Annotated in this window: 18 protein-coding genes; 9 read left to right on the forward strand and 9 right to left on the reverse strand. The window is 65.0% G+C overall.

What is annotated here, in order from left to right; translation table 11 throughout:
* Positions 1-72: 72 nt before the first annotated feature.
* A complete protein-coding gene (locus tag LJE69_RS08125; RefSeq protein WP_296923735.1) occupies positions 73-1,287 on the reverse strand; it encodes a peptidoglycan DD-metalloendopeptidase family protein in 1,215 nt (404 codons plus the stop codon).
* A gap of 163 nt (positions 1,288-1,450) precedes the next feature.
* On the opposite strand from LJE69_RS08125, the gene LJE69_RS08130 reads away from it, so the two are divergent.
* The 4 genes from LJE69_RS08130 (at position 1,451) to LJE69_RS08145 (ending at position 4,001) form a co-directional block, all read left to right on the forward strand.
* Positions 1,451-1,810 carry a helix-turn-helix transcriptional regulator gene (locus tag LJE69_RS08130; RefSeq protein ID WP_296923737.1) on the forward strand — a complete coding sequence of 120 codons (360 nt, stop codon included), beginning with the start codon at positions 1,451-1,453 and terminating at the stop codon, positions 1,808-1,810.
* 149 nt (positions 1,811-1,959) lie between these two features.
* Positions 1,960-2,385 carry a rhodanese-like domain-containing protein gene (locus LJE69_RS08135; RefSeq protein ID WP_296923739.1) on the forward strand — a complete coding sequence of 142 codons (426 nt, stop codon included), beginning with the start codon at positions 1,960-1,962 and terminating at the stop codon, positions 2,383-2,385.
* A gap of 100 nt (positions 2,386-2,485) precedes the next feature.
* Complete coding sequence (gene secB / locus LJE69_RS08140) at positions 2,486-2,971, forward strand: protein-export chaperone SecB (protein ID WP_296923741.1); 486 nt, start codon at positions 2,486-2,488, stop codon at positions 2,969-2,971.
* Positions 2,972-2,981: 10 nt separating this feature from the next.
* Positions 2,982-4,001, forward strand: coding sequence for an NAD(P)H-dependent glycerol-3-phosphate dehydrogenase (locus LJE69_RS08145; protein ID WP_296923743.1), 1,020 nt, complete (start codon positions 2,982-2,984; stop codon positions 3,999-4,001).
* Positions 4,002-4,067: 66 nt separating this feature from the next.
* Here LJE69_RS08145 and LJE69_RS08150 read toward each other — a convergent pair whose 3' ends face one another.
* A complete protein-coding gene (locus LJE69_RS08150) occupies positions 4,068-4,547 on the reverse strand; it encodes a tRNA (cytidine(34)-2'-O)-methyltransferase (protein ID WP_296923745.1) in 480 nt (159 codons plus the stop codon).
* A 186-nt stretch (positions 4,548-4,733) separates the two neighbouring features.
* On the opposite strand from LJE69_RS08150, the gene LJE69_RS08155 reads away from it, so the two are divergent.
* Complete coding sequence (locus LJE69_RS08155) at positions 4,734-4,958, forward strand: hypothetical protein (RefSeq protein ID WP_296923747.1); 225 nt, start codon at positions 4,734-4,736, stop codon at positions 4,956-4,958.
* 171 nt (positions 4,959-5,129) lie between these two features.
* On the opposite strand, the gene LJE69_RS08160 is transcribed toward LJE69_RS08155, so the two are convergent.
* From LJE69_RS08160 to LJE69_RS08190, 7 genes are all read right to left on the reverse strand, one after another.
* On the reverse strand, positions 5,130-6,506 hold the full coding sequence (locus LJE69_RS08160) for a lysine 2,3-aminomutase (RefSeq protein ID WP_296923749.1): 1,377 nt from the start codon (positions 6,504-6,506) through the stop codon (positions 5,130-5,132).
* Positions 6,507-6,891: 385 nt separating this feature from the next.
* Entirely contained in the window at positions 6,892-7,290 is a 399-nt protein-coding gene (locus LJE69_RS08165) for a hypothetical protein (RefSeq protein ID WP_296923751.1), read from the reverse strand.
* Between the two features lie 127 nt (positions 7,291-7,417).
* Positions 7,418-8,854 (reverse strand): nitrogen regulation protein NR(I), encoded by a 1,437-nt coding sequence (gene ntrC / locus LJE69_RS08170; RefSeq protein WP_296923753.1) that lies wholly within the window; start codon positions 8,852-8,854, stop codon positions 7,418-7,420.
* A gap of 8 nt (positions 8,855-8,862) precedes the next feature.
* Positions 8,863-9,945 carry a nitrogen regulation protein NR(II) gene (glnL, locus tag LJE69_RS08175; protein ID WP_296923755.1) on the reverse strand — a complete coding sequence of 361 codons (1,083 nt, stop codon included), beginning with the start codon at positions 9,943-9,945 and terminating at the stop codon, positions 8,863-8,865.
* Between the two features lie 542 nt (positions 9,946-10,487).
* On the reverse strand, positions 10,488-11,186 hold the full coding sequence (locus LJE69_RS08180) for a DUF4124 domain-containing protein (protein ID WP_296923756.1): 699 nt from the start codon (positions 11,184-11,186) through the stop codon (positions 10,488-10,490).
* Positions 11,187-11,387: 201 nt separating this feature from the next.
* Complete coding sequence (glnA, locus tag LJE69_RS08185; protein WP_296923758.1) at positions 11,388-12,794, reverse strand: glutamate--ammonia ligase; 1,407 nt, start codon at positions 12,792-12,794, stop codon at positions 11,388-11,390.
* A gap of 332 nt (positions 12,795-13,126) precedes the next feature.
* The gene (locus LJE69_RS08190; RefSeq protein WP_296923760.1) at positions 13,127-14,326 is read right to left on the reverse strand and encodes a cation diffusion facilitator family transporter; all 1,200 of its coding nucleotides are present in this window, start codon (positions 14,324-14,326) and stop codon (positions 13,127-13,129) included.
* Positions 14,327-14,575: 249 nt separating this feature from the next.
* On the opposite strand from LJE69_RS08190, the gene glyQ reads away from it, so the two are divergent.
* Genes glyQ through LJE69_RS08210 form a run of 4 tightly spaced genes read left to right on the forward strand, consistent with a single transcriptional unit; the run spans position 14,576 to position 18,849 of the window.
* Complete coding sequence (glyQ, locus tag LJE69_RS08195) at positions 14,576-15,484, forward strand: glycine--tRNA ligase subunit alpha (protein WP_296923762.1); 909 nt, start codon at positions 14,576-14,578, stop codon at positions 15,482-15,484.
* Between the two features lie 10 nt (positions 15,485-15,494).
* The gene (glyS, locus tag LJE69_RS08200) at positions 15,495-17,582 is read left to right on the forward strand and encodes a glycine--tRNA ligase subunit beta (protein ID WP_296923764.1); all 2,088 of its coding nucleotides are present in this window, start codon (positions 15,495-15,497) and stop codon (positions 17,580-17,582) included.
* Positions 17,583-17,586: 4 nt separating this feature from the next.
* Positions 17,587-18,126 carry a D-glycero-beta-D-manno-heptose 1,7-bisphosphate 7-phosphatase gene (gene gmhB, locus LJE69_RS08205; protein ID WP_296923766.1) on the forward strand — a complete coding sequence of 180 codons (540 nt, stop codon included), beginning with the start codon at positions 17,587-17,589 and terminating at the stop codon, positions 18,124-18,126.
* A gap of 9 nt (positions 18,127-18,135) precedes the next feature.
* Positions 18,136-18,849, forward strand: a complete 714-nt coding sequence (locus tag LJE69_RS08210; protein WP_296923768.1) for a 1-acyl-sn-glycerol-3-phosphate acyltransferase — start codon at positions 18,136-18,138, stop codon at positions 18,847-18,849.
* Positions 18,850-19,028: the final 179 nt, after the last annotated feature.

Raw genomic sequence — 19,028 nt, forward strand, 5'->3', positions numbered from 1 at the left:
CCGGTTCCCAATAGTGACTCCCAACAGTGGTTCCCAACAGGGGCGGCCGGGCTCGTGCGGGCTGATGCAAATTCATTGTGGGCCGCGCGCGAGCCACGGCAACGGATTCAACGGCGTGCCGTTGCGGCGAAGCGCGAAGTATAGCCGGCCCTCGTCGCCATCGCCGCCATGGCCCACTATATCGGGCCCGGATACACTGCCGGAAAGGGCAACCACATCGTCTGGGTCCACCCACTCGCCGACCTCCTTCAACAACGCCTGGTTGTGGCCATACAGCGACATGTAGCCGTCGCCGTGGTCGATGACCAGCAGCAGGCCGAACCCGCGCAGCCAGTCCGCGTAGACCACCTGGCCGTGGTGCACCGGGAATACCTCGCTGCCGGGCGGCGCGGCGAACAGGACACCATCGGCATGCAGGTCGCCGGGACGGGCACTGCCGACAAAGCGCTTGACGATGCGCGCGTGCGTGATAGGCCACGGCAGCTTGCCCCGGCGACTCGTGATGCTCTCCTGGGTGACCGCGATCTCGTTGGCGATGCGCGCGCGTTGGCGCAGTTGCTCCACCAGCTTGCGCAGGGCCGTGGCGTTGGCGTCCAGCTCGGCGACACGCTCGCGGTCGCCTGCGATAGCGGTGTCGAGATCCGCGAGCACGGCGCGCCGCGCGCCGAGTGCGGCCACCAGCGCCCCCCTGGTCTGGCGCTCCTGGGCGGCGAGCTTCGCCAGCCGCGCGGCCTCCTGCTCGGCCTTGAACCGCAGCCGGTCGAGATCGGCGGCCAAGCGCTCCACGTCGGCGACGCGCGCAGCCCGCAGCCGCGCAACCGCGCGAAAATAGCCGAGCTGGCGGCCGGCGCGGGCGGGGTCCTGCTGATTCAGCAGCAGGCGTAGGCGGTCGCCGGGTCCGGCAGCGTAGGCGGTGCGCAACAGCGCGGCCAGCACGTCGCGGGCGGCGCCCAGCTTCGATCGGGTCTGCTGCAGGCGGGCATCCAGCTCCGCAAGCAGTTGCTGCTGATCGGCATGCCGCTCTGCCAGGCGGTGGCCGGTGCGGGCCAGTTCTGCGATGTCCCGCTCGTTGCGCTCCAGCTCCTTATACAGCGCGTCCCGGTATGCCTCTCGGTCGGTGAGCCGGTCACGCAGTTCAGCGAGGCGTGCCTCGGTCGCATGCAGCTCGGCCTCCTGCACGTCCAAGGGCTGATCCCGGGCCGGCACCGCGTGTTGCGTCCCGGGCTCGGGCTCACCGGAAGCGAGCGCCTGGAACAGCAGCATGAGCACACAGAACACGATGCGCACAAGCCGCCGACTCGACACGGCATCGGCGCCGCGTTGCCGTGCCGCGAAGCCGGGGAGGGGCAGAGGTCTTGGGGCAGGACCAGCGCGGAGCAAAATGCCGACCAGCTCGCTGCACCAAAGGTCTATTATCGTATGATGATGAATTGATATAGAATCCGCGTCCATGATGACCGATCTGCCATCTTCACCCATTCCGGTGCTGAACAGCGAGCGCAGCGCCGTCGAGCTGTTCGCCGATGACGCCGACATCGAGCGCGCGTCGCGCTCGCTGAAGGCGATGTCACACCCGCTGCGACTCAAGATCCTGTGTACCCTCGGCGCCGAGGAGGTGAGCGTACAGGATATTGTCGAGCACGTCGGCACCTCGCAAAGCAATATCTCGCAGCACTTGGCCATTCTGCGTGACAAGGGCATCCTGGCCTCGCGCAAGGATGCCAACCGCGTCTACTACCGTGTCGGTGACGCCCGCACCCTGCAACTGATCGGCATGATGCGCGAAGTGTTCTGCCATCAGTCGCGCTGAGCCAAACGGCCGAAGGGCGCCCCGAACTCCCGCCAGCCTCCGCACCGCGGGCGGCGCACGTGACGCCCCGGCGACACCTCTTTATACTCGCGCGTCGTTTCCGAGCGGGCGCACCGAGCCCGCGCGACAACCTCAAACCGGTTTCCGCAATGCAGGCACAGATCTTCGAGTTCATGGGCAACCACTGGGTCCTGTTCATGGCCCTTGGGGTCATCCTCGGGTTGCTCACCTACAACCTGCTGGTGGGTGAGAAGGGCTCCATCGACCCGATGGGGGCAACAGCACTGATCAATCACAAAGACGCCACGGTTGTGGACGTCCGCCCGGCGGCCGACTTCGCGAAGGGGCACATTTTGCACGCCACCAACATCCCGATGAACGGCTTCAAGAACCAAACCGCGGCGCTCGCGAAATTCAAGGACAAGCCCATCATCGTCACCTGCCGTTCCGGGGGGCAGTCCCAAGCGGCCTGCCACTTGCTGCGCAAGGCGGGCTTTCCGGAGGTCTACAACCTCAAAGGCGGCGTGCTCGCCTGGGAGAGCGCAGACCTGCCATTGACGCGCAAGAAGCGCTGAACGCCATCTCGGCGGCACGGGCTCGGCCAGCGCCCACCCAGCGTCCACCGGCGCCCTGCAGGTGCCGCCCCGTCCGCAAGCAAACCCGGAGCAATGACTCATGGCTGAAGAACCCAAGCCCCAAGGCGGCGGCGAACGCCAATTCGCGCTGCGGACCGTCTACCTGAAGGATCTGTCCTTCGAGTCGCCCAACGTCCCTGCAATCTTCCAGGGCGAATGGAAGCCCGAGACGGCGCTGCACCTCGACATCAAAGTCAACCAGCTGGATGAGCATAGCCACGAGGTCGTACTGACCGTCACCGTCACCGCCAAGGCGGGCGAGAAGACCGCCTACGTGGTCGAGGTACAGCAGGCGGGCATTGTCATGGCCCAGGGCTTCGAACAGCAGGAATACGGCCCACTGTTCTACGTTTACTGCCCGAGCATTCTGTTCCCGTACGTGCGCCAGGCGGTGACGGACGTGGTGGCCAAGGGCGGTTTCCCGCAGCTGGTGCTCCAGCACATCAACTTCGACGCCATTTATGCCCAAAAGCTGGCCGAAAAGGCCGAGGGCAAGGATGGCGGCGAGCCAGCGACGACGCACTGAGGCCGGCCCTTTGGACGAGGATCAAGTGCGATCCGAGCGCATCGCTATCGTCGGCGCCGGCTCCTGGGGCACTGCCCTCGGCCTGCTGCTGTGCGGCAATGGCCATGAGGTTCGTCTTTGGGGCCACGACCCGACCCACATCGCGGACCTGCTCGCGGCACGTGAGAACCGGGCGTTCCTGCCCGGCTTCCCGCTGCCGGCGTCCATGCTGCCGACGGCGGACCTCGCGGCCGCGCTGCATGATGCCACCGCCGTACTCGTGGTGGTGCCGAGCCAGTTCTTCGCACTGGTGTTGCGGCAAATGGCACCCGTACTGGCGCCGGGTCTTGGCGTCGCTTGGGCCACCAAGGGTTTCGACCCCGACAGCGGGCGGCTCCTGCACGAGGTGGCGGGCGACATCCTCGGCTCGCGTGACGTCGGCATTTTGTCGGGTCCCAGCTTCGCCGGGGAGGTGGCACGCGGGCTGCCCACGGCGGTGACGGTGGCCGCCTCGGCGCCGGGCTTTGCTGAGCGGCTCGCGGAGCTGGTGCGCGGTCCGCGCTTTCGCGCCTACACCCACGACGACATCATCGGCGTGCAGGTGGGCGGCGCGGCAAAGAACGTGATCGCCATCGCCACCGGCATCGCCGACGGTCTCGGCTTCGGCGCCAATACCCGCGCCGCGCTCATCACGCGCGGACTTGCGGAGGTTATTCGGCTTGGCGAGGCACTGGGTGCAAGGCGCGAAACCTTTATGGGCCTGGCCGGTCTCGGCGACCTGGTATTGACCTGCACCGACAACCAATCCCGCAACCGCCGCCTCGGGCTGGCCTTGGCGGCGGGCCGCCCCGCGCAAGACGCCATGGCGGAGATCGGCCAGGAAGTCGAAGGCGTCGTGACAGCGCGGGCCGTGCACGCAATGGCCGCCAGGCTCGGTGTCGAGATGCCCATCTCGACCGAGGTTCACGCCGTGCTCTACGCTGGCACCACGCCGGCCGAGGCCACCCAGCACCTGCTGGAGCGCGCGGGTCGATCGGAGCTCGACGAATAGTCAGGCTCCGGCGCTGACGATGGCGGGCGTCCTGCCCGACGCGATGTATGCCAAATCGGCATCGGCTCAGCTGGCGGCCCCTGTGGCAGCCCCTCGAAAACCGCATTGCCGCCACGCCTCGTAGACCACCACGGCCACCGAATTGGAGAGATTGAGGCTGCGGCTGCCCGGGCGCATGGGCAGGCGCAGGCGGTGCTCCCGCGGCAAAGACGCCAGGATCTCCAGCGGCAGCCCTCGAGTTTCGGGGCCGAACAGCAGCGCATCGCCGGCAGCGTAAGTGCATTCGGCGTAGCAGTGCGACGCGCGAGTGCTGAAGGCCAGCAGCCGCTGCCAGTTGACCGTGTTGCGGCAGGCCGCGAAGGACGCGTGCACCTGGACATCGGCATATTCCCGGTAGTCCAGCCCGGCGCGGCGCAGGCGCCGATCATCCAGCGTAAATCCCAGGGGCGCGACGAGATGGAGCCACGCACCGGTATTGGCGCACAGCCGGATCACGTTACCGGTGTTGGGCGGGATCTCTGGCTGATAGAGGATGACGTGGAACATGCGCTGACAGGAGGCGGGCGTCCTTGAGCGGCGGCGCGTGACTGCGGGTTGTCGTTGACGCGGTCTCGGAGAACCATGGTATATTAATAGATCTGCATATTCCGGACCGGACAGCTACCGCGGCCGCAGCGCCTCGTCGCTGCCCGTCACGGCCTAACCAACCGAACACCCGATGGGGAGACGACCATGAGCGACATCGAGGCCCTGAAGAAAGAAAAGCAGGAGCTGATCGACAAGATGCTGGAGATGCAGAAGGAGTTCATCGACTACGAGCACGAGCACGGCGTCAGCGGCAAGGACTACTGGGCCTCGAGCGAGGGCCTGCTCGCCAACTATCGCCAGGAGTACATGGACATGGCGAACCGCGTGGTGGACATCGCTCACGAAATCGTCGGCTCGTCGCGGGTGTAACCCGACAGTCCCTCAGCCAGGCGACATCAGCGCCCATGCGCCCCTGACGAGGCGCCTGGCAATCATCGCACAAGACCCCGCTGCGGCAGTGCCGCAGCGGGGTCTTTCGTTGTTACCGCCGTGAACCGGCGGAGATCTGCACGGCGCAATGGCCGTGTAGACGCGCCACGCTCAGTGCAGGAGACCGGTCCAGCGCTCGCGGTATTCCTCCTCGAAGAAGAATTCTTGCTCGCCGAAGGCGGGCTTGAGCTCGTCCAACCAGGTGGCCTGCGGATCGAACTTGGCGAAGAAGGGCCGATTCGCCCAGTCCGGGTTGCGCGCCTGCAGGAAGCGGAGCGCGAACACCGTCTCCCCGGCGACGTCGGCGACGCCCGTGATCTCGACCTTGCCCGGTCCGGCACTCATGCTCGGCCCGCGCGCGGTGCGTGCGAGGCCGGAAACCTGCTGGGCGGCCTCGCGGTAGATTTCCCACGCACGCACCAGCGGGACCTTGAAGTAGTGGTGTGCGCCCGTGTCGCGCTCGACGAACATATAGTACGGGACGATGCCCAAGCGCACCTGCGTGCGCCACATCCGCGCCCAGTCGTCCGGCTCGTCGTTAATGTGGGCCAGCAGCGGTCCCTGGGTGCGGATCTGTGCACCGGTGGCGCGAATACGCTCCACGGCGCGCTCACAGACCTCCGTGTCCAGCTCGCGCCAATGATTGAAGTGCGCCATCACCGCCACGTGCTTGCCGGCGGCCACGAGCCGCTCCAGCAGGCTGAGCAGTGCGTCACTGTCGGCGTCGCTGACGAAGCGATAGGGCCAGAAGGTGAGCGCCTTGGTGCCGATGCGGATGGTCTGGACATGGTCGAAGTCGCGGTGCAGCAAGGGCTCCAGGTAGGCCTCCATGTGCCGCGTCCTCATGACCATCGGATCGCCGCCGGTCACAAGCAGGTCGGTGACACAGCGCTGCTGGCGCAGATAGGCATGCAGACCCTGCGCTTCGTTGGTCGCCATGCGTAGTTCCTTGTCGCCGATGAACTGCGCCCACCGGAAGCAGAAGCTGCAATAGGCGTGACAGGTTTGCCCCTGGCTCGGGAAGAACAGCACCGTCTCGCGGTACTTGTGCTGGATGCCGGTGACGAGGTCGCCGTTCGGCAGGCGCGGAATGTTGAGCTCACGCTGACCGGCGGGATGCGGGTTCAGCTCATGGCGGATGCGGGCAACCGCGGCGTCGATCTCCGCCTTGTCGGCCTCGCGGCGCAGCAGGCGCGCGATCTCGGCATAGTGCGCCGGCGAAAGCATTTCGGCCTGCGGAAAAGTGAGCTGGAAGATCGGATCATCCGGTACCCTGGACCAGTCGATCAGCCGTTCGATGACATAGTCGTTGACTCGGAACGGCAACGCGGTGGATACCACCTTCATGGCGAAGCGCTGTTCCGCCGGCAGGTGGCGGACGGCCGTGATGCGGTCGAGGTCACGTTGGGTGTAGACGCGGAACGGCCGTACCTGTTCGGCCGTCGCAGAGTCCACCTCACCCGTCGGAAACAGGTTTGTTGCGGTCATGGTCGTTGTTTCCCTCCTGCGGTTCGCGCCCCGAGGGGTGGCAAGCACCGGGACAGCGTTGTGTCCGCGCTCGCGTCGGTGGCGTCATGCGGTGAAGGACGGGTGGCCTCCAGTGGGGCCCCAGTGCACCGCGAGTCGTGGTGGCCCGCGCGCTGGCGGGTGGATTCAGGCAGGCAGTGTCGTCGTGTCGCGCGTCCGCCGGATCATGGTTTGGTGACGGCGCGCGGATAATCTTGTCGGAATCGGCCCATCAGCATAGCACAGGGCATGCGGGCTGCAACAGCGTAGGCGCCAGGCAGACCCGGCGCAGATGGTGAGACATCCGCTGGCCATGGAACGCGATCATGCCCGCCAGGAGCGCCATGTACCGCGCTCCATGGCTGCATTACTCGTCGCGGATGTGGTGCTGGTACTTGGGCGTGTCGTGCATCTCGAGCCGGATCGCACGACCGCTTGCGATCAGCGGCGGCAGGTCACCTTGCAGCGTCAGCGCCAGACGGATGGCGCCGCGGCTCTCCAGCGGCAGCGGGATCATGTCTCGATAGGTGTAGATGTTGTCGTCGATGTCCCCGCCGGCGCAGGTGACCGGCGCGGCGGGGAGATCGCCCACGAGCTCGGGCGCGTCGAGCAGCAGGTCGCCAGCCTGCCACCAGAGCGTCTTTTCGGTGGAGCCGGTCATGGTCTTGACGATGATGGCGCGGGAGAAATGGATGCGCAGGCGGTCCTGCGTCTGCTCGATGGCGCCGATCTCGGAGCCGGCGAGCTGGATACTGCTGCTGTCCACTGGATACACTCTCTGTTGATAACTGCCGGAATGCCCGGCAGCCGAACGTGCGCTTGCATGTCGATGCGGCACTGCCCGCATTCAATGTCTGGGCGCCGTGCCGTCCTCGGGCCGGACAGAGCACCAATCAGGCCGCATCCTCGTCGTCCTCGCCCCCGGCGGTGGGGCCGAAGTCCATGTTCAGGTCCTTGATCTTGCGCGTGAGGGTGTTGCGGCCCCAACCCAGGAGTCGCGCGGCCTCCTGCCGGCGACCGCCGGTGTGCTCCAGGGCCACCTGGATCAGGATGCGCTCAAAGGCCGGCAGAGCCGATTCCAGAATCGCGCCGTCGCCCTGACGCAGACGTCGCCGCGTCCAGGCGCGAAGTGCAGTTTCCCACTGCTCGTCGTCTGCGGCCTGGCCACCAGTGTCACAGAGATCCGGTGGCAAGTCGTTGACACGTATCTCCTTGGTGGAGGCCATCACGGTCAACCAGCGGGCCGTGTTCTCCAGCTGGCGGACGTTGCCTGGCCAATCGAGTCGCTCCAGGTGGGCGAGGGCATCCGGCGCGATGCTCTTGGGCTCGCAACCGAGCTCGTGTGCGGCCTGGGTCAGGAAATGCCGCATCAGCAGCCCGATGTCCTCACGCCGCTCGCGCAGCGGCGGGAGGTGAATGCGAATGACGTTGAGCCGGTGGAACAAATCCTCCCGGAAGCGCCCCTGCCGCACGTGATCCTGGAGGTTCTGGTGGGTCGCCGCGATGATGCGCACGTCCACCTTGATGGGCGAGAGCCCACCGACCCGATAGAACTCGCCATCCGCGAGCACGCGCAGCAGGCGCGTCTGCAGCTCTGCCGGCATGTCGCCGATCTCGTCCAAGAACAGGGTGCCGCCGTCCGCCTGCTCGAAGCGCCCCTCCCGCCGAGTCTGCGCTCCGGTGAAGGCGCCACGCTCGTGGCCGAACAGCTCGGATTCCATCAGATCGCGCGGAATCGCGGCCATATTGAGGGCGATGAATGGCGCTGCGGAGCGCGGACTGTGGCGGTGCAGGGCGCGCGCCACCAGTTCCTTGCCGGTGCCGGACTCGCCGTTGATGAGCACGGTGATGTTTGACCGCGCGAGGCGACCAATGGCCCGAAATACCTCTTGCATCGACGGCGCCTCGCCGATGATGTCCGGGCTGTTCTCCAAGGGCACGGCGCCGCCAGCCGCCTGTTCTTGCGCGCGGCAGGCGCGTCGTACCTGATCGACCGCCTCATCCAGGTCGAAAGGCTTGGGGAGATACTCGAAGGCACCGCCGTGGAAGGCCGACACCGCGCTGTCGAGGTCCGAGTGCGCGGTCATGATGATGACCGGCAGGCTCGGATAGCGTGCGTTGACCTGCCGCAGCAGGTCGAGACCGTCGATGCCCGGCATGCGGATGTCGGACAGGATCACATCAGGGCGCTCCCGATGCAGGGCGTCCATGATGCCGACGCCGTTGGAGAAGCAAGTCACGTGCATGTCCGCTTGGCGCAGGGCCCGTTCCAGCACCCAGCGGATGGAGCGGTCGTCGTCGATGACCCAGACGCTCGGCACCTTACTCATCGTTTGCCTCACTCATCGCCGGTCTCCAGCGGCAGGTAGACGAAGAAACGGGTGCAGCCCGGCCGGCTCTCGCACTCTATCAATCCCCCGTGCTGGTTGATTAACTCCTGCGCAATGGGCAGACCGAGGCCGGTGCCACCGGCACGGCCCGACACCATCGGGAAGAAGATTCGCTCCAAGAGCTTCTCTGGAATGCCCGGACCTGTATCCTCGATGTCGAGCCGCATGACGAGCCGATGCAGCTCGTTGCCGAGCGTAAACTGCCGCAGCACGCGGGTGCGAAAGGTCAGGGTGCCGGCGTCTCCGGCGGCATGCGCGCCGTTGCGGGCGATGTTGAGCAGGGCCTGGATGAGGCGGTCGGAGTCGGCTCGCAGATCCGGGATGCTCGGGTCGTAGTCACGCATGATGCGCGGACCACTCGGATATTCCGCGCTGAGCAACCCACGCACGTGCTCGAGCACGTGGTGGATGTTCACGTCGCGCAGCAAGGGAAGCTGGTTCGGCCCCAGCATCCGATTCAGCAGCCCCTGCAGCCGGTCTGCTTCGTCGATGATGATGCGGGTGTATTCGCGAAGCTCTTGGCTGGGCAGCTCGCGTTCGAGCAATTGCGCGGCGCCGCGCAGGCCGCCGAGGGGGTTCTTGATCTCGTGCGCCAGTCCGCGCAACAACGCCTGGGTTGCCTGGTGCTGGGAGATCAGGTGCTCTTCACGAGTGATGCGAATCTGGCGGTCGACTTGGTGCAACTCCATCAGGAGCTCGCCGGCCGACTCGAATTGGTGCACAGGCAGCACCGTGCAGTTCACGCGGATAAGCTCGCCATCGGGACGGCGCAGCTCGACCTCGCGCTCGGTGAAGGGCTGCCGGGTTACCAGGGACTCGCGCAGGCGCTCCTCGACCGGCTCCGCCGGGCAAGGCACCAAGCCGCCTGCGCTCTTGCCGAGAACGGCCTTCGCGCTCACCGCCAACAACAGCTCTCCGGCGGCATTGATGTAGCTCAAGCGGAGGTCCGCATCAAAAAGCAGGACCGCCGTGTTGAGATTGCCCAAGATCGAAGAGGCCAGTTCGTTGTTTCCTTTGGTCTTCTGCTTCATGGAGCTGACTCGATCCGCAGACGATCGCTAGTGGTCCGAGACCCGCGACGACGGAATCACCGCATGGCCGGGGGCGCCGCGCCACGTGGCCAGCGGCCGCCGTCGGCGCGCGGTGCAACGGTTGTGCGGATTGACCTAAAGCAAGATCCGAACCACCCGGTTGCGCGGTCGTTGCGACCAATCAAGCCGCGGCACGTCGGCGTTCGCATTTACGCATCGGGGGGTGAACCCGCCAAACTCCGCACTATCTTAGTGCACTGTGCGCACTGGAAGCGCGCGCGACATCGACGGACGTAGACAACGGCCATCATTCAACGACGCCCGCTTTCGGTGCAGGAGGGCCTGAGACAAATTCACCGCACGCCCAACGGTTCAACCTAGAAAGAGCAGTTGACCGCTTGCAATGGCGTCGAAGTGCCCGCGGTTGTTGGATGCTCGCGAGACGATGCACGTCACCGGGCCAGGTGAGCGCCGCTCCGGCCGCTCTTTCTAGGTTCAAGGTTCCGTCGGTCGGCCGGTATGCGGCTAAGCGTCGGCCCGCGTCAGGGCTGGGTGCCCTCCGGCAGCGGACGCAGCACATGAACAGTGATGGACGGCGTCGCGGCCACGCTGGCGGAGTCTGCGTCCTCAATCAGCACGCGGATGCGATGGGTGCCAAGCGCGAGCCCGTTGACCAGCAGTTGGGTCGAGCGCGGAACCTCGCCGGTAGCGGCGATGCCGTCCACTTCGATGACCATGCGATGCCCATCCATGAGCGCGGGTGACAGCACAAGCGAGACAGGCAGCGGTCCGTCCGGGTCACGCGTGCGGTGGTCGTTCTCAGGCGAGACGATCTCGAACATATCGTATGGGCCGAGAAAACCCGAATCCGCATCGGCGCCGCGCCGTGCCGCACTGTCGTCGGCTGCGGCGTCGGCACTGTCCACTGGCAGCTCGATTCTCTCGCCATTGGGCAGCGGCCGATCGGAGAAGACCGTCTGCCCATCGGGGCCGATTGCGCGATACACCTGGGCTTGGATGCTCACGCAAGACGACAGCAACAGCAGGGAGAGAAACGCTCGCATCTTTCGCTCGCAGGTGCGGTTGATGAAAGTGTGACGGCGGATGACCTCGGTCCAAGGGCGGCGCCGATGCACATAGGCCAGAACCTGCCGTTGTTGGCGTTCGGTTGTAGCGCAGTGCCGGAGCGGGGGCAAGGCAGCGTTGGCGACGGTGGGACGGGGTTCGCGCGCCAGGGGCAAAGAGGGCCTTCAGGTCAGCGCCGATGGCCAACGGAGGGCAGCGCGGCGGACAGTTCAAAGCGGGCAGAGTACAGGGCTCCGTGTGCGAATTGGGGCATCGCGGGAAATACGGCAAGCCTATTCGGGGACGCGACGATAGAGCGGGAGGCGACTCCCGCTCGAGGCGTCACGGTCGGCCGAGACGGCCGACCGGATGCCGGCTTAGAGGCTGTAGTACAGGTCGAACTCGATCGGATGGGTGGTCATGCGCAGCAGCGTGACCTCTTGCATCTTGAGGGCGATGTAGCCGTCGATGACATCGTCGGTGAAGACGCCGCCGGCGGTCAGGAACTCGCGATCCTTGTCCAGCTCGGCGAGTGCTTGGTCCAGCGCGTAGCAGACCTGCGGGATGGACTTCTCCTCTTCCGGCGGCAGGTCGTACAGGTCCTTGTCCATGGCATCGCCCGGGTGGATCTTGTTCATGATGCCGTCGAGGCCGGCCATCATCATCGCCGAGAACGACAGGTACGGATTGCCCATGCTGTCGGGGAAGCGCACCTCGATGCGCCGCGCCTTCGGGTTCGCATCATGCGGGATGCGGATGGACGCGGAGCGGTTGCGAGCCGAGTAGGCCAGCATGACAGGCGCCTCGAAGCCCGGCACGAGGCGCTTGTAGGAGTTGGTGGAGGCGTTGGTCAGCGCGTTCAGCGCGCGGGCATGCTTGATGATGCCGCCGATGTAGTACAGCGCGGCCTCGGACAGACCGCCGTACTTGTCGCCGGAGAAGATGTTCTCACCGTCCTTGCCCAGGGACTGGTGCACGTGCATGCCGTTGCCGTTGTCGCCCACCAGCGGCTTGGGCATGAAGGTAGCCGTCTTGCCGTATGCATGAGCGACGTTGTGCACGCAGTACTTGAGGATCTGGTTCCAGTCGGCGCGTTGCACCAGGGTGGTGAAACGAGTGCCGATCTCGCACTGGCCGGCCGTAGCCACCTCGTGATGGTGGACCTCCACGGGGACGCCCATCTCTTCCATCGCCAGGCACATGGCCCCACGCAGATCCATCAGAGAGTCCACCGGCGGCACCGGGAAGTAGCCACCCTTGATGCCCGGACGATGGCCCATGTTGCCGTCTTCGAACACGCGCTCGGAGTTCCACTCGGCCTCGTCGGAGTCGACCTTGTAGAAGGCGCCGCTCATGTCCGCACCCCAGCGGACATCGTCGAGCACGAAGAACTCGGGCTCGGGACCGAAATAGGCGGTGTCGGCGATGCCCGTGGACTTGAGGTAGGCCTCGGCACGCTTGGCCACCGAGCGCGGATCGCGCTCATAGCCCTGCATGGTGGAGGGCTCGAGAATGTCGCAGCGGATGATCAGCGTGTTCTCGTCAGCGAAGGGGTCCATGACCGCCGTCTCTGCCTCCGGCATCAGCACCATGTCTGAAGACTCGATGCCTTTCCAACCGGCGATCGAGGAGCCGTCGAACATCTTGCCATCCTGGAACAGCGACTCGTTGACGACGCTCGCGGGCAGGGACACATGCTGCTCCTTGCCGCGCGTGTCGGTGAAGCGCAGATCAACGAACTTCACGTCCTCGTTCTTGATAGTCTCCAGGACCTTCGATGCCATATTGTTGCTCTCCCGTCGGTTCGGTTGGGGGTTACAGATGAGCCAGCGCCGCGAGGGCACGAACGCCGGCATTTGCCCGATGCGTCCTTATGGAAGGGTCGCGTCGTCGCGTGTCACCGCAGTCTCGGCAACAGCCCAAGGCAGTTTCCGTGCCAAGCGCCATTCGTACTGTAGCGCCGCGCACTCGCGAGTCCTGGCCCTGTCCGTGCGGACCATGGCTGCGCACGTCCGCGCCGTTTGCCTCTCGCGCAGGGGCGCCAGCGGGCAGTGGTGCGCGGCGTTCGGGCTGACCGCAGCCGTCTCGCGACGCACCAGAAATAGGCACAGGATGATCAGGTCGCACTATCTTGGTGCGCGCCGCCAGCATAGATACTGATGCGACCAAAGACCGGATCGCCATCCAATGCTCGCGCCGCTCGGGCGGCCAGCTCGGGCGTGGCGTCAGCCTGGCGCACTGCGGATGTGGGCAGGTAGACCTCCACCTCGATGCGACCATCCAGGTAGTGCAGCTGAACGCGCTCGGGGCGCGCGAGCTCGGGAAACTGCGACCAATACCCCGCAAGCCGCATCAAGACCTCGCGCCGGCTCGGCAAGCCCATCGTTGGTGGCGCAATATTATCGTCTTCTGGGTCGATATGGACGATAACGTCTTCGATTTCATCGAATCGACGCTTGAGTTCCTGCTCTACCTTGACGCTGATCAAGTGCCCTTCCGAGACGCTGATGTAGGGATCTACGAGGACATGCACATCGGTCGACACGATCCCGCCGAGCGAGCGGGTACGGAGCATGTGCAAGTCCCTCACGCCGCCCACTTTTAGGATGGTCGTGCGCACCGCGGCGAGGCGCTCGGCGTCGAGTCCCGTGTCCACGAGCTCTCGGGCGGCGTCGACACCCAGCTCCCAAGCGATGCGCGCGATCATCACGGCGACGATCACAGCGGCGACCGCATCCAAATAGGGCAACCCGGCGATGGTGCCAGCGATGCCCACCAGCACAACGATGGACGAGATGGCGTCGCTGCGGTGATGCCAGGCATTGGCGCGCAGCATATCGGAGCGAACGCGCTTGGCATAGGCCAGGGTGTACCAGTACAGCCATTCCTTGACCAGGATGGAGCCCAGCGCAGCATAGAGCGTGATCAAGGCGGGGGTCGCGAGACTCTCCGGCTCGAACAACCGCTTCGTCGCGTCCCAGCCGACGCCGAGTGCCACGAGCATCAGCAACAACGCAAGCGCCAGCGTGGCAACGGTTTCGTAGCGGCCGTGACCATAAGGATGCTCCAAGTCCGGAGCCCGGCTGGCATGGTGCCCGGCGATCCACACCAGCGCATCGGTGGCGAGATCGGACAACGAGTGCACGCCGTCGGCGATGAGGGCGTGCGAGTGGCCAACCCAACCGACCGCGATCTTCACCCCGGACAAGACCAGATTGGCGAGCGCGCCCACCAGGGCAGTCCGAGTGACGGCCTCGCGGCGCTCGCGCAGACGCTGCTCGCCCTCGCTCACGGCAGCGGTGCTTGCTGTTTCCATCTCGGTCTCCCGCGACTGCCGCGCGCCCGCTGAGACGATCGCGCTCGATCACACTCGACGGCGGAGGCACCGTCCCGTGTCGACGACGTGTGGGCGGATAACACGTAGGATCGGCAGCGCTTGGTGTACAGCCGGCCGCCGAGGTGGCGATTATAGGGAATGCGCGCACCAGGGACATCGCCCGGTGTGGTTCGACAGTGCACATTGTCGATAAAATGCGCGTTTTCGCCAAGCTGACGGATCAACCATTTGACCATCCAAGCTGTCGCACCGACCACTTTCCAGGAGCTGATCTTCCGACTCCAGACCTACTGGGCCGAGCGCGGCTGCGTCGTGCTGCAACCCTACGACATGGAGGTGGGTGCCGGAACCTTTCATCCTGCCACCTTCCTGCGGGCGATCGGGCCTGAACCCTGGAACTGTGCCTATGTCCAGCCCTCTCGCCGCCCCACCGATGGGCGCTATGGTGAGAATCCCAATCGCCTGCAGCATTATTACCAGTATCAGGTCATCCTGAAGCCTTCACCCATCGACATCCAGGAGCAGTACCTCAAGTCGCTCAGGATGCTCGGTATCGATCCACTGGTGCATGACATCCGCTTCGTGGAGGACAACTGGGAATCGCCCACGCTCGGCGCTTGGGGGCTCGGTTGGGAGGTCTGGCTCAACGGCATGGAAGTGACGCAGTTCACGTACTTCCAGCAGGTGGGCGGACTCGAGTGTCGCCCGGTGAGCGGCGAGATCACTTACGGGCTCGAGCGGATCGCGATGTATCTCCAGGGTGTCGAGAGTGTGTTCGCGCTGAAGTGGGCGGACACACCGCTGGGGCCGGTCAGCTATGGCGACGTGTTTCTGCAAAACGAGCGCGAGCAGTCCACCTACAACTTCGAGCACGCGGACGTGCCGGCCTTGTTCGCGGCATTCGATGTTGCCGAGCGCCAGAGTAAGGCTTTGATCGAGGCATCCCTGCCGCTGCCCGCGTACGAGCAGGTGTTGAAGGCTTCGCACCTGTTCAATCTGCTCGATGCGCGGGGGGCGCTGTCGGTGACCGAGCGACAGCGATTCATCCTGCGGGTGCGGACCCTGGCGCGCGCGGTGGCCGAGGCCTATTACGCCAGCCGCGAGGCGCTTGGCTTCCCAATGCTGCGTACGCACTGAGGTGGAACTAATGGAACGCGCCCAAGATTTGCTTATTGAAATCGGCACAGAAGAACTGCCGCCGACCGCGCTATTGCGACTGTCCGAATCCTTCACAGAGGAGGTTCGCCGGCAGTTCGATGCACATGGCCTGACCCACGGGAGCATCGAGTCGTTCGCGACGCCGCGCCGCCTTTCGCTGCTGGTCCGGGAGCTCGCCACGCGGCAGCCGGATCGGGAGGACGTACGCCGTGGTCCTGCGGTAAAGGCGGCGTTCGATGCCGAAGGCCAGCCCACCAAGGCAGCCCTCGGATTCGCCAAGTCGTGCGGCGTCGAAGTGTCGGAGCTCGCGCGAGAAGAGACCGACAAGGGTGCCTGGCTCGTTCACCGTCGCGCCGAAACCGGCCAGGCAACGCAGGACCTGTTGCCGGAGTTGGCGGCCAACGCCTTGGGTAAACTGCCGATCCCAAAGCGCATGCGCTGGGGGGCCGGGGAGGTGAGCTTCGTCCGGCCCGTACAATGGGTCTGCGCCGTATTCGGTGACAAGGCTGTTCCCGGCACGCTCATGGGTGTGGAGATCGGCAACCAAACCTACGGCCATCGCTTCCATCACCCGCAGCCAATTACGATAGAGACCCCGACCGACTACGCCGCCAGCTTGAGGCGTGCCCACGTGGAGCCGGAGTTTGCCGCTCGCCGCGAATCCATTTACGAGCAGGTGAAGGCGCTCGCAGCGTCAGTCGATGGTGAGGCGAGCATGCCCTCCGATCTACTGGACGAGGTCACCGCACTGTGCGAGTGGCCGGTGGCCGTGCTGGGCCACTTCGACGAGGCGTTTCTGGAAGTACCGGCCGAGGTGCTGATCGAGACGATGCAGCAGCACCAGAAGTATTTCTCCCTGGTCGGGAAAAACGGGATGCTGCTGCCGTATTTCGTTGCCGTCAGCAATATCGAGAGCAGAAGCCCCGATGTCGTGCGTGCTGGCAACGAGCGGGTGATCCGACCGCGCTTCAGTGACGCACGCTTCTTCTGGGAGCAGGATCTGCGCGTGCCACTTGGCGAGCGTCGCGAGACGCTGGAGCGCGTAGTCTTCCAGCACAAGCTCGGAAGCGTGGCGGAGAAATCGAGGCGCGTCGCCAGCGTCGCCCGCCAGATCGCCGAGATGCTGGGCTATGATGCGTCATTGGTGGAGCGGGCTGCGCAGATCGCGAAATGCGACCTCGTCACCGCGATGGTCGGGGAATTTGCCGTACTTCAGGGCACCATGGGTCGCTACTACGCCTCGCGCAGCGGCGAAGACCCGTGCGTCGTCGCGGCCATGGAAGAACAGTATCTGCCGCGGCAGGCCGGAGACCGGCTGCCCGACACCGAGTGCGGCCGCGTCCTGGCGCTGGCGGACAGATTGGACACGCTGGTGGGCATTTTCGCCATCGGCGAGCGTCCAACCGGCGTCAAGGATCCGTACGGGCTGAGGCGAGCTGCCATCGGCGTCCTGCGCATCCTGATTGAAACCCCCCTCGCCCTCGACCTGCGCGGGCTCCTAAACGATGCAGCGGCGGCATTTCCGGCGGAGATCCAGGCGAGTCTCGCGGTGCCCGATGCTTACGCATACATTATGGAGCGGTTGCGTGGCTATTACGCCGAGCAGGGAGTCGGCGCGGATGCCATAGAGGCCGTGATGGCCGTCGACGCCTCGGTGCCAAGCGATTTCGACAAACGCGTGCGTGCTGTAACCGACTTTGCCGGCCTCGAGGCTGCGTCAGCGTTGTCTGCGGCCAACAAGCGCATCGCTAATATCCTGAAGAAGTCCGACGTAGAAGCCGGTCATGTAGCGGTAGCGCAGGACCTGTTGTCCGAGCCTGCTGAACGAGCGCTCGCGGACCAGGTCGAGGCGCTGCGCGAGCGTATCACCCCGATGCTGAAACTGGGGGACTACTCAGCCGCGTTGACGGCTCTGGCGGAGTTGCGAGCAGACGTTGATCGCTTCTTCGATGACGTGATGGTCATGGCGGAGGATTCCTCCCTGCGCGCAAATCGGGTGGCCTTGGTTCAGGCTGTGGGCGAACTGTTTTCCAGCATCGCAGACATCTCGAGACTGCGTGTCGGCGAGCAGCCGTAACGAGATGAAGCTCGTCATTCTAGACCGCGATGGGGTCATCAACGAGGAGTCACGGGATTTCATCCGCTCACCGGACGACTTACATCCCATTGAGGGCAGCTTGGAAGCCATCGCGCGCTTTACGCGAGCCGGAGTCCACGTCGCCGTCGCGACCAACCAGTCCGGCTTGGCGCGCGGCTACTTTGACATCGATACCCTTAATCGGATCCATGCCTTCCTGAGCAGCCGGGCCGCGGCAGTCGGCGGTCGCATCGATGTAATCGCCTTCTGTCCGCACGGACCCGATGCTGGTTGCGCGTGCCGAAAGCCCGAGCCCGGCCTGCTGCGAAGCTTGGCGGATCGCTTTTCGGTGCATCTGCAGTCGGTGCCTTTCGTGGGCGACTCGCTGCGGGACCTGTATGCTGCCGAGCGCGCAGGCGCCCGGCCGGTGCTGGTTCGCACCGGAAACGGTAACGAGGTCGCGCGCGCGCTACCGCCAGCGTTCTCTAGTGTACCGATTTATCCTGACTTGCTCGCCGCCAGTGAGGCTTTGCTGTCACCTTAGTTTCCAGCCATGACACTGTTTCGCTCGCTCCTGTTCCTGCTCGCATTCTCGCTCACCGTAGTCGGCTTCGGTGGCCTCATACTGGTGTCCTCCGCCTTCGCGCCCGACCACGTTCTGCATCGTATTGCGCGCGGCTGGTCTCTGACGGTGCTGGCATTGCTGCGCGCAATTTGCGGCCTGTCGTATCGCGTCCACGGACTGGAGAACCTACCGGATGGGCCTTCGGTTTTGATGTGCAAGCATCAAAGCGCTTGGGAAACCGTCGCCCTGCCGTCCCTCCTGCCAGTGAAGCAGTCGTGGGTGCTGAAACAGGAGTTGATTCGGATTCCGTTCTACGGGTGGGCGCTACGCGCCCTGAAGCCCATCGCCATCAACCGCGCAACCGCCCGTGCAGCGATGAAGCAGCTCCTGTCGGATGGCGCCGCGGCGCTCGCACAGGGACGTTCCGTGCTGATCTTTCCGGAGGGAACAAGAGTGGCCGTTGGGCAGCGCCGGCCCTTCAGCATTGGCGGCGCCATTCTAGCGGAGAGATGCGGCGTGCCAGTGGTGCCAATTGCGCACAACTCCGGCGTCTACTGGGAACGTCGCGGAATACTGCGGCACTCTGGTTGCGTGGAGGTTGTTGTCGGCGAGTCCATTCCTGCCGCTGACCACTCTGCAAAGGAAATCAATAGGCGCGCGGAGGACTGGATCAACGCTCAGGTAGATTCGCTGCCGACTTAGGCGCACCTCGAAAAATTCGAGGTGCCCGTGCGGGGAAAGGATGCCTGTGTCGTTTCTCAAGCGCCCAAGCGCTTGAGAAATGACGCCAAGTGGAGACCGCGTTTTCGCTTCGTGTCTCGAAAAATGCCATGAAGGCATTGTTCGAGGCCCCCTTTAGGGGGCACGGTAGTATCCGCATG

This window comes from Thiohalocapsa sp., assembly GCF_022340605.1.
In the GTDB taxonomy this organism is placed as follows: domain Bacteria; phylum Pseudomonadota; class Gammaproteobacteria; order Chromatiales; family Chromatiaceae; genus Thiohalocapsa.